The following is a 13,394-nucleotide window of genomic DNA, read 5'->3' on the forward strand; positions in this document are numbered from 1 at the left end:
TCACACGGCGGTCGGCTCCGCGGCGGGCAGACTGTCCATGAAGGAGCTGACCGAGAAGACGGCACGGCCGGGTCCGGGCGGGCCGTAGCCGGGGGGCGAGGAGAGCCCGAAGTCCTCCATGGTCTGCCGGTACGCCTGGAGCAGCCGGATGTGGTACTCCAGCGGGGCGCCCTGCGGGTTGGCCTTGCCGAGCGGGGTCGTCGGCTCCGGGCACCAGGTGGTGAAGCGGGGCGTGATGCCGTGCGACATGAAGAAGCGCAGGCCCTCCGTGGTGGAGTCGATCGCCTCGTCGACGGTCTTGAAGCCGAACGGCTCGGCCATCTCCACGCCCGCCACGAAGTTCGGGATCACATTGCGGGCGCCGAACACCTCCGCCGAGTCCAGGATGCGCCGGTGCCACTCGTCCCGGCCGACGTAGCGCTCCTTGCCCGGGCAGTACATCTTGAACAGGTACTCGTCCCACACCTCGTAGTTGGGGTGGTAGATCTGCACGCCGTAGTCCTTGAACCGCTGTACGTCGTCACGCGGCAGCGCCTGGGCGACGACCTTGCCGATCCAGCGCCCGGGGAAGTGCTCCTCGATGGCCTTGGCGTACCGCCCGTAGAAGTCGGCCTCGTCCCGGCCGCCGACCTGGGAGGTGATCGCGCCGCCGGTGAGGGTGTACGCGGTGGACGCCTTGGCGGTGTCGTAGCGGTCGATGATCTCCAGGGCTTCGAGGACCTCGTCGACGTCCTTGACCCCGGTGTACGGCCGCCCGGCCGCCTTGTGCTGGCGCCAGTTGTGGTTGATGTCGCAGTACTGGCACTCCTCCTTGGCGCCGAAGTACTGGCAGACCCGGAAGACGGTCAGGTAGATCAGATAGCCCCACTGGATGGTCGGGGCGACCTCCATCACGGACTTCCCGTTGGAGAGCTTGTGCCGGTAGTACTCCGGCATCGGCGGCACCCCGACGTCGGAGATCCGCTTGCCGTCGAGGTACAGCCCGAGCATCCCGTCCTCGTCCGCGGCCACGCGGTACGGCGACGCCGGATTGACCCGCACCGACACCACGGTCCGCCGCAGGTCGTACGGGCCGCCGGTGAGGATGATCTCCTCCGGCGGCCGGCGCAGCGCCGCCTCGCCCAGCTCGGGCAGGGTGCCGTGGTCGAAGGAGAAGATGAAGTACGACTTCGGCTTGACCTCGCCGGACTCGTTGTCGCTCAGCGCGGACGGGTCGAAGGCGACACCGCCGCGGAGCAGGTCCTCCTTGAAGACGGCTTCCCGCGGCACATGCGGAAACCGCTCCATCAGATCCTCGACCAGCGCGGTACGGCTGCCCATCCCGTGTCTCCTCCCGGCTCAGGCGTTCGACTCCTCACGGTATGCCCCTGCGCGCCCGTCCGACGTACCGGGTCCCCCCGCGCCGCCCGCCACGGATGAGAGGGTCTGCTGATGAAGCACTCTTTCGGGAGGGACTGAGGATGACGGACACGGTCACCAACTGGGCCGGCAACATCACCTACGCCGCCAAGGAACTGCACCGCCCGCAGTCGCTGGACGCGCTGCGGGCGCTGGTGACCGGGAGCCAACGGGTGCGGGTGCTGGGCAGCGGGCACTCCTTCAACGAGATCGCCGAGCCGGGGGCCGAGGGCGTGCTGGTGTCGCTGGCCGACCTGCCCGCCCCGATCGACGTGGACACCGCCGCGCGCACCGTGCGGGTCGGCGGCGGGGTGCGGTACGCCGAGCTGGCCCGGGTCGTGCACGCGCACGGGCTGGCCCTGCCGAACATGGCCTCGCTGCCGCACATCTCGGTGGCCGGGTCCGTCGCCACCGGGACGCACGGTTCGGGGGTGGGCAACGGTTCGCTGGCCGCGCCCGTGCGGGAGGTGGAGCTGGTCACCGCGGACGGGTCGACCGTGCGCATCGGGAGGGAGGACGCCCGGTTCGGCGGGGCGGTGACCTCGCTGGGCGCGCTCGGTGTCGTCACCGCGCTCACCCTGGACCTGGAGCCCGCCTACGAGGTGGAGCAGTACGTCTTCACGGGGCTGCCGCTGGAGCGTCTGGAGTTCGAGACGGTCGCGCGGGCCGCGTACAGCGTGAGCCTCTTCACGGACTGGTCCGAGCCGGGCTTCGGACAGGTGTGGCTCAAGCGGCGCACCGACCGGCCGCTGCCCGACTTCCCGTGGGCGGCGCCCGCGACGGAGAAGATGCACCCCGTGCCGGGCATGCCCGCGGTCAACTGCACCGAGCAGTTCGGCGTGCCCGGACCCTGGCACGAGCGGCTGCCGCACTTCCGGGCCGAGTTCACCCCGAGCAGCGGCGAGGAGCTCCAGTCCGAGTACCTGCTCCCCCGCCCGTACGCCATGGACGCCCTGCGCGCGCTGGACGCGATCCGGACGACGGTCGCGCCCGTGCTGCAGACCTGCGAGGTGCGCACGGTGGCCGCCGACGAGCAGTGGCTCAGCCCGTCGTACGGCCGTGAGACGGTGGCCCTGCACTTCACCTGGGTCGCGGACACGGCGGCCGTGCTGCCGGTGGTGCGGCGGGTGGAGGAGGCGCTGGAGGGGCTGGACGCCCGGCCGCACTGGGGGAAGGTCTTCACGATGCCCGGCGAGGTGCTGCGGTCGCGGTATCCGCGCCTCGACGACTTCCGGGAGCTGACGCGGTCGCTGGACCCGGAGGGCACCTTCGCCAACGCCTTCGTGCGCGACTTTCTCCACCCCCTTTCCTAACCCCTTGTCGAAAGTCCCGCGCAGGCCATAGCCTTGCGCCCGCGCCGGTGCCGCCCTGGGCCCGGCCCGCGAGAAGGGACGGGGGACGACCTCATGAAGCGCACCTCACGTGACATTCGCACCGCGAACCGCTACGAGGTGCTGCGCCAGATCATCGCCGCGTCGCCCACCTCACGGCAGGAGCTGGCGGCCGCCACGGGGCTGAGCCTCGCCACGGTCGCCACGCTCGTCGGGGAACTGCTCGACCTGCGGATGATCACCGAGGTCGGCTTCGAGGACTCCGCGGGCGGGCGCCCGCGCGGGCTGGTCGCCGTCAACGCGTCGGGGGGCGCGTTGATCGGCGTCGACATCGCGGAGACCTACGTCCACGTAGAACTGTTCGACCTCGCGCTGAACGTGCTGGCCCGCGCCGAGGAGGACGTGCGGCCCGGCGAGAGTCTGCCCGAGCAGGTGGTCGCCCATGTCGCCTCGGCGGTCGGCTCGGTCGTCGCGCAGGCCGGCGTGGAGGGCTCGCGGGTGCTCGGCGTCGGGGTGAGCGTGCCGGGGCAGGTGGACCGCGCCACCGGCACCTCCGAGTACGCGCCCAACTGGGACTGGCACGAGGTGCCCCTGCTCGACCTGCTCACCGAGCACATCGCCTACCCGCTGTACCTGGACAACCCGCTGCGCGCCTCGGCCGTCGCCGAGTTGTGGTTCGGGGCCGCGCGCGGACGCGGCGACGCCGTGGTGGTCAACCTCGGCACCGGCGTGGGCGCCGGGCTGGTCCTCGGCGGCGCGCTGCACCGGGGCGTGAGCAACAGCGCGGGCGAGTGGGGCCACACCACGATCGTGCTGGACGGGCGGCTGTGCCGGTGCGGCAAGAACGGCTGTGTGGAGGCCTACGTCGGCGCCTCCGGGATCATGCTGACGCTGCGCGAGCTGAGCGCGGACAGCGCGCTGCTGCACCCCGAGGACCAGACGGCGACCATCGCCGCGCTGGCCCGGGGCGTCGAGGCGGGCGACCCGGTGGCGCTGAAGGCGCTCCGGGACACCGTGCGCTACCTCGGCGCCGGTATCGCCGACCTGGTCAATCTGTTCAACCCCGAAGTGGTCGTGCTCAGCAGCTGGGTGGCGACCGCGCTCGGCGAGCCGCTGGTCGCCCAGGTGCGCGAGGCCGTAGCTCGGCACGCGCTGCCCCGGCCGATGGCCGCCACCGAGATCGTCCTCTCCCCGATCCCCACCGATCCGGTGTGCCTGGGCGCGGCCACGTTCGCGCTGGAAGGGGCCCTGCGGTCCGTCGGGCAGAGGCAGCACAAGAGGAGCCGTACCGCACCACCTTCATGACGACGGAAGGGATGCATGTGACTCACCCCCGCAGACCGGCGCTCCTGACGGCCGTGGCCGCACTGGCCGTCGCCGGCCCCCTCATCTGCGTTCCCCCCGCTTCGGCCGCTCCCCCCATGGCGGCCGAGGTGTCCCCGCACGCGGCACAGACCATCGACAACATCGGCGCGTCCGGCGCCTGGTGGGTCAACGACCTGACGAACTTCGACCCGAAGGTGCAGGCCAGGGTCGGCAAGCTGCTCTTCTCGAAGGAGGGCCTGGACCTCAGCGCGTACCGGTACAACATCGGCGGCGGCGGAACGGCGGTGACCACGCCGTCCCGGGCCCCGGAGGACTTCCTCTCCGACGAGGGAGGCTACGACTGGAGCCGGGACAAGGGCGGCCGTACCTTCCTCTCCTACGCCGCGAAGTACGGCGTGGAGGACCTGATCGCCTTCGTCAACAGCGCCCCGGCCGAGTGGAAGACCAACGGGCAGAGCTGCGGCGGCTACTTGAAGGCGGAGCACGAGCAGGACTTCGCCCGCTACATCGCCGATGTCACCGACCACTTCGCGCGCAAGGGGCAGCGCTTCGACTACATCAGCCCCTTCAACGAGCCCACCAACAGCTTCGACTCCTGCGGCCAGGAGGGCATGCTCGTCGATGTCTCCCAGCGCGACGACATCGTCCGCGCCCTCGGCGCCGAGCAGCGGGCGCGCGGGCAGCGCACCGGGATCATCGCCGACGAGTCCACCAGCACGGTGAAGTTCAACGACGAGCTGCCGCGCTGGATAGCGGAGCCGGGCACGGCCCAGTACGTGGACCGGCTCGCGCACCACACCTACGACAACCCCTCCGACGCCAACCGCGCGAAGGTCTACGAGACCGCGAAGAAGGCCGGCATCGCCTCCTGGTCGACGGAGATCTGCTGCTTCGGCAAGGGCGGCACCGGCTGGGCGCAGGAGTACGACCCGGGCATCGACGGCGGGCTGAACCTCTCCCGTATCGTCCACAAGGACTTCGCCGTCGCCCATGACTCCGCGTTCCACTGGTGGGTGGCCCTGTCGGAGATGATCGGCACCGACCCGTACGAGAAGAACGACGCGGGCTGGAACGACGGCCTGATCTACTACGACCCCGACTACGCGACCAACGGCAACCAGACCCTGTACTTCACCAAGCGGTACTACGCGCTCGGCCAGTACAGCAGGTTCGTCCGGCCGGGTTCGGCCCTCCACAACGTGACCGGGGTGCCGGACGGGGTCGAGGTCAGCGCCTACGACCACAAGGGCAAGTGGGTCGTGGTGGTCAACAACCACAACACCAGCGCCAGTTCGCTCGACCTGCACTTCAACAGCGGGACACCGGTACGGGCCACGCAGGCCGTGCGGACCTCGGCGACCGAGAACTGGGCGCGGGTCGCCAAGCCGTCCGTCAAGCGCGGCACGCTCTCCGCCGCGCTGCCCGCCCGGTCCGTCACGACGTACGTGCTCGATCAGAAGGGCAGGGGCGGTTCGGCCCTCACCGGGGCCTGGCAGGGCGCGCAGTCCGGGAAGTGCCTCGCGCCCGACGTGACGATCCGGGCCTGTACGGGCGCCGCCGAGCAGGAGTGGTCGTACGACGCCAGGGGCGCGCTGAGGAGCGCCGACGGCTATCTGACGGCCGGGAGTTCGGGGCTGGCCGTCAGTCCCGGCTTCACCGGGGACGCCTCGCAGCGGTGGCTGCTGAACGGCAACGGACAGATCGTCAGCGAGGCCTCGGGCCAGTGTCTGGACGTGGCCGGACAGGCCACGGCGGACGGCAGCAGGGTGGGTCTGTGGACCTGTAACGGCGGGGCCAACCAGAGCTGGTCCCGGCAGTAACGCCGCACGCCCGAAAGGGGGTTGCGGGTCGCTGGTGCGGCGGCCCGCGACCCCGTATGTCCGTGATTCCGAACAACACACAACGCTTCGAACAGACTTCGTCCAACCCCTTGCCGAAGCCTTAGCCGAAGGTTAACGTCCCGCACCGCAAGCGCAGCCGCACGAGAGACAAGGACGTCAGATGTCGGCAATGAGGAACACCAACTGGGACCGCCGCACCGTTCTGCGCGCCGCCATGGGCCTGGCCGCCGCCGGCGGTCTCGCCGCGTGCGGCAGCAACAACGGCCGCGGCGGCGGCTCGGGTTCGGGCACCAGCCTGACTCAGTACTTCCACGCCTACGGCGAGGCGGGCACCGAGCAGGCGGTCAAGCGGTACGCGAAGGCGTACGACAAGGCGGACGTGTCCACGCAGTGGATCACCGGCTCCAACTTCGAGAGCAAGCTGTTCTCCGCGCTGCTCACCGACAACGCGCCCGACGTCTTCGAGTTCCACCCGCAGATACAGCTCGTCAAGAGCGGCCAGGTGGCCGATCTCACCGACATCATCGAACCCGTCAAGGACGACTTCAACCAGGCCGACATCGCCTCGCACACCATCGACGGCAAGATCTGGGGCGTCCGCATGATCGACGACCCGCAGTTCTTCTACTACCGCAAGTCCATGCTGGAGGACGCCGGCATCGAACCCCCCACCACGCTGGACGAGTTGGTGGAGGCCGCCGCCAAGCTCACCACCAGCAAGGTCAAGGGCGTCTTCCTCGGCAACTCCGTCACCCCGGTGATGAACCCGCTGATCTGGTCCACCGGCGCGGACACCCTGGACGACAAGAACCAGATCGCCTACCACACCGACGCGGTCGCCGACGGCCTCGGCAAGCTGCGCACCATGTTCAAGGAGGGCCACCTCCTGCTGGACGCGCCCGCCGACTGGTGGGACCCCTCCGCGATCACCCAGGGCCTGGTCGCCATCCAGTGGTGCGGCATGTGGGCGATGCCGGTCATCGAGAAGGCGCTCGGCGACGACGTCGGCATCATCCCGTTCCCGGCCTCCGGTCCGGGCGGCAAGCAGGCGGTCACCAACGGCGGCTGGTCGATGTTCGTCAACGCCAAGTCCAAGCACCTGGACGAGGCGAAGGAGTACGTCAAGTGGCTGTGGATCGACCAGAAGGAGTACCAGGAGGACTGGGCGCTGTCCTACGGCTTCCACATCCCGCCGCGCACCTCGCTCGCCGAGTCCGCCGACAAGCTCAAGACGGGCCTGGCCGCGGAGGGCGTGAAGCTCTTCAACGAGTTCGGCCACTTCGACAACCCGGCCTGGACCCAGGCCATGATCGTCGCCCTGGAGGGCGTCGTCGCCGACGCCGTACGCAAGGGCGGCAGCGCCGAGGCGGCCCTCGACAAGGCCGACAGGACGGTCAACCGCGAGCTGAAGAAGCTGTTCGGATAGGCCGGCGGAAGAGAACACCACGCCATGTCGACGACCACCGCGCGCGGTGTCGCCAAGAGCCCCGCCGCCGAAGGGACCCCACCGGTCCCCCGGCGGCGCGGGGTCCGCGGCCGCACCCTCAACTTCTGGCTGTTCACCGGCCCGTTCCTGACCGGGCTCGTGATCTTCGTCTATGTGCCGATCGGCTGGAGCGCGTACCTGTCCTTCTTCGACGCGCGCTACACCGTCACCCCGAGTGAGTTCATCGGCTTCGACAACTACACGTACATGCTGACCAACGACAAGTTCGTCGAGTCGCTGGTCACCTTCACCGTCTTCGCCGCCCTCGTCGTCCCCGTCACCTGGGCGCTCTCGCTGGGCCTGGCGCTGCTGGTGAACCGGATCCGGTTCATGCAGGCGTTCTTCCGGTCGGTGTTCTTCCTGCCGACCGCGGTCAGCTTCGTGGCCGCCTCGCTGATCTGGAAGATGTCCGTCTTCAGCGGCGTCCGCTTCGGCCTCGCCAACACCGTGCTCGGCTGGTTCGGCGTGGAGAACATCGCCTGGCTCGCCGACCCCAACCCGCCCTGGTACTGGCTGGTCATCGTCACCGTACGGCTGTGGCTCCAGTCCGGCTTCTACATGATCCTGTTCCTGGCGGCCCTGCAGAACATCCCGCCGGAGCTGTACGAGGCCGCCGCCATCGACGGCGCCAAACCCGGCTGGCAGACCTTCCGTTACGTCACCCTGCCCCAACTGCGGGCCACGTCCACCGCCGTGATCCTGCTGCTGCTCGTCGCCGCCTACCAGGCCTTCGACGAGTTCTTCAACCTGCTCGCCAAGACCACCTGGGGCAGGCCGCCCCTGGTCGAGCTGTACTACACGGCGCTCGGCGAGAACCAGGACTACGGCGCGGGCAGCGCGGGGGCCATGATCCTCACCCTGCTGATCTGCGTCGTCACCCTGCTCCAGGGCAGGCTCATGGGCTTCGGACGAGGGGAGGAGACCAAGTGAGGACCCGCCGCACCACCACCGGCAGCACCGGCCTGTACCTCGCCACCGGCATCGCCGCCTTCCTCTTCCTCGTCCCCTTCTATCTGATCGTCCGCAACGCCCTGTCCACGGACGCCGAGATCACCGGCGAGAACTGGAAGTTCTTCCCCACCGACATCCAATGGGGCAACTTCACCGAGCTGTTCGACGATCCGACCGTCCCCTTCGGGCAGTCCCTGTGGAACTCCGCGGTCGTCGGCGTCCTGCACACCCTCGGCACCCTGCTGGTGTGCTCGCTCGCCGGGTACGGCCTGGCCCGCATCCCGTACCGGCACGCCAACAAGATCTTCTACGCCGTCCTGGTGACGCTGATGGTGCCGACCGCCGTCACCTTCGTGCCCAGCTTTGTGCTGGTCTCCTCGCTGGGCTGGGTCTCCACCCTGCGCGGACTGGTCATACCGGGGCTGTTCAGCGGTTTCACCTGCTTCCTGTTCCGGCAGTACTTCCTGGGGTTCCCCCGGGAGCTGGAGGAGGCGGCACGGGTGGACGGGCTCGGTTACTGGGGCGCGTACTGGCGGATCGTGGTGCCCAACTCGCTGAACTTCTTCGCGGCCATCGCCACCATCACCTTCATCAGCGGCTGGAACGCCTTCCTGTGGCCCCTGGTCATCGGCCAGGACCAGCAGGCGTGGACGGTGCAGGTGGCGCTCTCCTCGTACATGACCAACCAGACCGTCAACTTCCATCTGATCTTCATGGCCACCGCCGTGTCCATCCTGCCCCTGGTGTTCGTGTTCCTGTTCCTCCAGCGCTGGCTGGTGCAGGGCGTCGCGCAGACCGGCATCAAGGGCTGACCTAGGAGTCCGATGAGTTTCCGCACCACCGCCGACCACGTCGAGGACGTCTCCCCGGGCCGCGGGGCCCTGCCGCCCCGCGCCTGGTACGCCGGCTCCGACGCCCGCTCCCTCTCCCTGAACGGCAGTTGGCGCTTCCGCCTGACGCCCACCGCCGACGCCGAGGACGACTCCTTCGCCGAGCCGGGCCACGACACCGGGGACTGGGCCGAGGTCACCGTCCCCGGCCACTGGGTGCTCCAGGGCCACGGCTCCCCCGTCTACACCAACCACCTGTACCCCTTCCCGGTGGACCCGCCGCACGTCCCGACCGAGAACCCGACCGGCGACCACGTACGCCACTTCGACCTCCCCGAGGACTGGCCGGCGGACCAGGAGGCGACGATCCGCTTCGACGGCGTCGAGTCCTGCGCCAAGGTGTGGCTGAACGGCACCCTGCTCGGCGACTTCAAGGGCTCGCGGCTGCCGCACGAGTTCGCGGTCGGGCACCTGCTCAAGCCGCGCGGCAATGTCCTGGCGGTCCGGGTCCACCAGTGGTCGGCAGGCTCCTACCTGGAGGACCAGGACCAGTGGTGGCTGCCCGGCATCTTCCGTGACGTCACCCTGCTGCACCGCCCGCCGGGCGCGGTCGGCGACTTCTTCGTGCACGCCTCCTACGACCACGTCACGGGCGAGGGCACCCTGCGGGTCGACTCCGAGGTCGCGGGCCGGGTGACCGTGCCGGAGCTGGGCCTCGACCTCGCGACCGGCGAGTCGGCGACGGTCCCGGTCGAGCCGTGGACGGCGGAGACCCCGCGCCTGTACGACGGCGTCCTCGCCACCGAGGGCGAGCGGGTGCCGCTGCGGATCGGCTTCCGCACGGTCGTGCTGGCGGACGGGCTGATCAAGGTCAACGGGCGGGCGGTGCTGTTCAAGGGCGTCAACCGGCACGAATGGCACCCGGAGCGGGGCCGCGCGCTGGACCCGGCGACCATGCGGGAGGACGTGCTGCTGATGAAGCGGCACAACCTCAACGCGGTCCGCACCTCCCACTACCCGCCGCACCCGGCCTTCCTCGACCTGTGCGACGAGCTGGGCCTGTGGGTGATCGACGAGTGCGACCTGGAGACCCACGGCTTCACCGAGCAGGGCTGGCGCGACAACCCCGTCGACGACGACCGCTGGACCCCGGCGCTGCTGGACCGCGCGGCCCGGATGGTCGAACGGGACAAGAACCACCCCTCGGTGGTGCTGTGGTCGCTGGGCAACGAGGCAGGCACCGGACGCGGTCTGACCGCGATGGCGGAGTGGATCCGCGGGCGTGACCCCGAGCGGCTGGTGCACTACGAGGGCGACATCGACTGCCGTGACACGGACGTGTACTCGCGGATGTACGCCTTCCACGAGGAGGTCGAGCGCATCGGACGCGGCCTGGACGGCGGTACCCGCAAGAGGCGCCGACTCCCCTTCATCCTCTGCGAGTACGCGCACGCCATGGGCAACGGTCCCGGCGGACTCGCCGACTACCAGGAGCTGTTCGAGCGGTACGACCGTCTGCAGGGCGGCTTCGTCTGGGAGTGGATCGACCACGGCATCCGCCACCCCGAGCTGGGCTTCGCCTACGGCGGCGACTTCGGCGAGGAGCTGCACGACGGCAACTTCGTCTGCGACGGGCTGCTGTTCCCCGACCGGACCCCGTCACCGGGGCTCGTGGAGTACAAGAAGGTCATCGAGCCGGTCCGCTTCCGGGGCGACGGCGCCGACGGCACCGTGACCCTGGTCAACCGCTACGACTTCGCCGATCTGTCGGAACTCTCGCTGGAGTGGGCGTACCAGGTGGACGGCGAGAGCGTCGGCTCCGGGACGCTTCCGGTGCCGCCGCTGGCACCGGGCGCCTCGGCGGACGTGAAGCTGCCCGAGCCGCCCGCCGACGGCCGCAGTGGCGAGGCGTGCTGGACGGTACGGGCGGTGCTGGCCGAGGACACCGCCTGGGCGGAGCGGGGGCACGAGGTGGCGTGGGTGCAGCTTCCGGTGACGGAGCGGGTGAAGCCCGCGGCGGTGGCGGGCGCGGCACCTGTGCCGGACGGGCGGACGATCCGCCTCGGGCCCGGCGTCTTCGACGCCCGCACCGGCGCGCTGCTGCGCATCGGCGGCGTCGAGGTGGACGCGCCCCGGCTGGACGTGTGGCGGGCACCCACCGACAACGACGACGGCGCCGAGTGGCAGACGGACATCCGGTACGGGCTGCTGTGGCGGAAGTTCGGCCTGCACCGTATGCGGCACCGGCTGGACGCCGTGGAGACGGGCGCCGACGCGCTGACAGTACGCACCCGGGTGGCGCCCGCCGCCTGGGAGTTCGGCCTGCACACGGAGTACCGGTGGACCGCCGACGGCGACCGGCTGCGGCTGACGGTGTCGGTGACCCCCGACGGCAACTGGACCGTGCCGCTCCCCCGGCTCGGCATCCGGTTCGCACTCCCCGCGGCGGACGCGGTGAGCTGGTTCGGGGGCGGCCCGGGTGAGGCGTACCCCGACACCGGGTCGGCGTCCCGCCTGGGCCGCTGGCAGGCCACGGTGGACGCCCTGCAGACCCCGTACGTCCGCCCGCAGGAGAACGGCGCCCGCGCCGACGTCCGCTGGGTGGAACTGGGCGGACTGCGCATCGAGGGCGAGCCGGAGTTCTGGTTCAGCGCCCGCCGCTGGACCACCGAACAGCTCGACTCCGCCCGCCACTTGAGCGACCTCACCCCCGGCGACCGGGTGTGGGTCAACCTCGACCACGGCCAGCACGGCATCGGCTCCCAGTCCTGCGGGCCCGGCCCGCTGCCGCGGTACTTCCTGCGGGCCGAACCGGCGGAGTTCTCCTTCGTGTTCTCGCAGAGCACCGCACCGTAGTGACCCCGGGGCGGCACCCCCGGGTGCCGCCCCCCGACACCGAGAGAGGCACCCCCCACCATGAGACGGCTCCTCGGCACCCTCACCGCCGCCGCGCTGGCCCTCACCGGCCTCGCCGCCACTCCGGCGGCGGCAGCATCCGACTCCGGCTCGTTCAACGTGCTCACCTACAACATCGCGGGCCTGCCCCTCGGCCTCGGTGACAGCGACCCGGAGACGAACACCCCGCTGATCGGCCGGCGGCTCGGCCCGTACGACATCGTCAATGTGCAGGAGGACTTCAACTACCACGCCTCCCTGTACGCCAACGACACCCACCCGTACCGCACACCGACCAGCGGCGGTGCGGGCTTCGGCGACGGTCTCAACACGCTGTCCGACTTCGTCTTCGAGGACTTCCAGCGAGTCCGCTGGAGCGACTGCACCGGCACCAACTGCCTCACCCCCAAGGGCTTCTCGCTCGCCCGGGTGCGGCTCGCCGAGGGCGTGTTCGTCGACCTGTACAACGTGCACACCAACGCCGACACCGACGACGCGGCCCTCGCCGCCCGCCGCGCCAACATCGAGCAGCTGTCGGCCTTCGTCCGGGCCAACTCGGCCGGGAACGCGGTGATCGTCATGGGCGACACCAACACCCGGTACACCCGCGAGGGCGACAACATCCGTACCCTGCTCGCCGAGAACGGTCTGCGCGACCCGTGGGTCGACCTGGTCAGGGGCGGTGCGGCACCCGCGCCGGGCAGCGAGCCGCTGGTCTGCGACGCCGAGGCGCCGACCGACGACTGCGAGGTCGTCGACAAGGTCCTCTACCGGGGCAGCGGCCTGGTCTCCCTCGACGCCACCCGCTACGCCAACGAGTGGGCGTCCTTCCTGCGCTCCGACGGAGAGCACCTCTCGGACCACTTCCCGCACACCGTCGGCTTCTCCTACACCCTCAACCCGTCCCTGCGGGCCAGTGACTTCTTCGGCGGCCCGCACGGCACCGCCTTCAACGACGCGGACGACCTCCCGGCCACCCCGGCTCCGCGCACCCTCACCCTGCGCGGCGGCTCCCGCCTGGACGCCGTGTCGCTCACCCACGACGGCGGTACGACGCTCGCCCACGGCGGCACGGGCGGCACCGCGACCTCGCTGACCCTGGCCTCCGGCGAGCACCTGACCTCGGTGCGGCTGACGCAGGGTCAGAAGGACGGCCGTACAAGGATCTTCTCGGCGTCCTTCGGCACGGACGCGGGCCGCACGCTGTCCGCCGGTACGGCGACGGCCGACGCGAGGACCTTCACCGCGCCGGCCGGCTGGCAGATCGTGGGCTTCACGGGAAGGGCCGGGGACGAGATCGACAAGCTGGGGGTGCTGTACGCGCCGATCGGCTGAC

9 protein-coding genes are annotated in these 13,394 nt (G+C 70.4%); 8 read left to right on the forward strand and 1 reads right to left on the reverse strand.

Translation table 11 applies throughout. From position 1 onward, the window contains the following. Nucleotides 1-1,320, reverse strand: a complete 1,320-nt coding sequence (locus GA0115233_RS04230) for a radical SAM protein (protein ID WP_093718702.1) — start codon at nt 1,318-1,320, stop codon at nt 1-3. A gap of 140 nt (nt 1,321-1,460) precedes the next feature. On the opposite strand from GA0115233_RS04230, the gene GA0115233_RS04235 reads away from it, so the two are divergent. From GA0115233_RS04235 to GA0115233_RS04270, 8 genes are all read left to right on the forward strand, one after another. Then, the gene (locus GA0115233_RS04235) at nt 1,461-2,711 is read left to right on the forward strand and encodes a D-arabinono-1,4-lactone oxidase (protein ID WP_093718703.1); all 1,251 of its coding nucleotides are present in this window, start codon (nt 1,461-1,463) and stop codon (nt 2,709-2,711) included. A gap of 93 nt (nt 2,712-2,804) precedes the next feature. Then, nucleotides 2,805-4,034: an ROK family transcriptional regulator gene (locus GA0115233_RS04240; protein WP_093718704.1), complete on the forward strand. Its 1,230-nt coding sequence runs from the start codon at nt 2,805-2,807 to the stop codon at nt 4,032-4,034. An 11-nt stretch (nt 4,035-4,045) separates the two neighbouring features. Beyond that, nucleotides 4,046-5,875: a glycoside hydrolase gene (locus tag GA0115233_RS04245; protein WP_093718705.1), complete on the forward strand. Its 1,830-nt coding sequence runs from the start codon at nt 4,046-4,048 to the stop codon at nt 5,873-5,875. A 181-nt stretch (nt 5,876-6,056) separates the two neighbouring features. After that, nucleotides 6,057-7,322, forward strand: coding sequence for an ABC transporter substrate-binding protein (locus tag GA0115233_RS04250; protein WP_093718706.1), 1,266 nt, complete (start codon nt 6,057-6,059; stop codon nt 7,320-7,322). A gap of 24 nt (nt 7,323-7,346) precedes the next feature. Continuing rightward, nucleotides 7,347-8,312, forward strand: a complete 966-nt coding sequence (locus GA0115233_RS04255; protein ID WP_093718707.1) for a carbohydrate ABC transporter permease — start codon at nt 7,347-7,349, stop codon at nt 8,310-8,312. Continuing rightward, entirely contained in the window at nt 8,309-9,145 is an 837-nt protein-coding gene (locus GA0115233_RS04260) for a carbohydrate ABC transporter permease (protein ID WP_093718708.1), read from the forward strand. Before GA0115233_RS04255 ends, GA0115233_RS04260 begins: the two co-directional genes overlap by 4 nt. A 12-nt stretch (nt 9,146-9,157) precedes the next feature. Next, complete coding sequence (locus GA0115233_RS04265) at nt 9,158-12,019, forward strand: glycoside hydrolase family 2 TIM barrel-domain containing protein (protein WP_093718709.1); 2,862 nt, start codon at nt 9,158-9,160, stop codon at nt 12,017-12,019. Between the two features lie 60 nt (nt 12,020-12,079). Then, the gene (locus GA0115233_RS04270) at nt 12,080-13,393 is read left to right on the forward strand and encodes a jacalin-like lectin (RefSeq protein WP_093718710.1); all 1,314 of its coding nucleotides are present in this window, start codon (nt 12,080-12,082) and stop codon (nt 13,391-13,393) included. Nucleotide 13,394 lies beyond the last annotated feature (1 nt).

It is taken from the genome of Streptomyces sp. DI166 (genome assembly GCF_900091315.1).
Taxonomy (GTDB): domain Bacteria; phylum Actinomycetota; class Actinomycetes; order Streptomycetales; family Streptomycetaceae; genus Streptomyces; species Streptomyces fuscus.

Coding starts and splice junctions, on each gene's coding strand:
- GA0115233_RS04240 (WP_093718704.1), top strand. CDS start 2,805: ATGAAGCGCACCTCACGTGACATTCGCACCGCGAACCGCTACGAGGTG.
- GA0115233_RS04235 (WP_093718703.1), top strand. CDS start 1,461: ATGACGGACACGGTCACCAACTGGGCCGGCAACATCACCTACGCCGCC.
- GA0115233_RS04245 (WP_093718705.1), top strand. CDS start 4,046: ATGCATGTGACTCACCCCCGCAGACCGGCGCTCCTGACGGCCGTGGCC.
- GA0115233_RS04270 (WP_093718710.1), top strand. CDS start 12,080: ATGAGACGGCTCCTCGGCACCCTCACCGCCGCCGCGCTGGCCCTCACC.
- GA0115233_RS04230 (WP_093718702.1), bottom strand. CDS start 1,320: ATGGGCAGCCGTACCGCGCTGGTCGAGGATCTGATGGAGCGGTTTCCG.
- GA0115233_RS04265 (WP_093718709.1), top strand. CDS start 9,158: ATGAGTTTCCGCACCACCGCCGACCACGTCGAGGACGTCTCCCCGGGC.
- GA0115233_RS04250 (WP_093718706.1), top strand. CDS start 6,057: ATGTCGGCAATGAGGAACACCAACTGGGACCGCCGCACCGTTCTGCGC.
- GA0115233_RS04255 (WP_093718707.1), top strand. CDS start 7,347: ATGTCGACGACCACCGCGCGCGGTGTCGCCAAGAGCCCCGCCGCCGAA.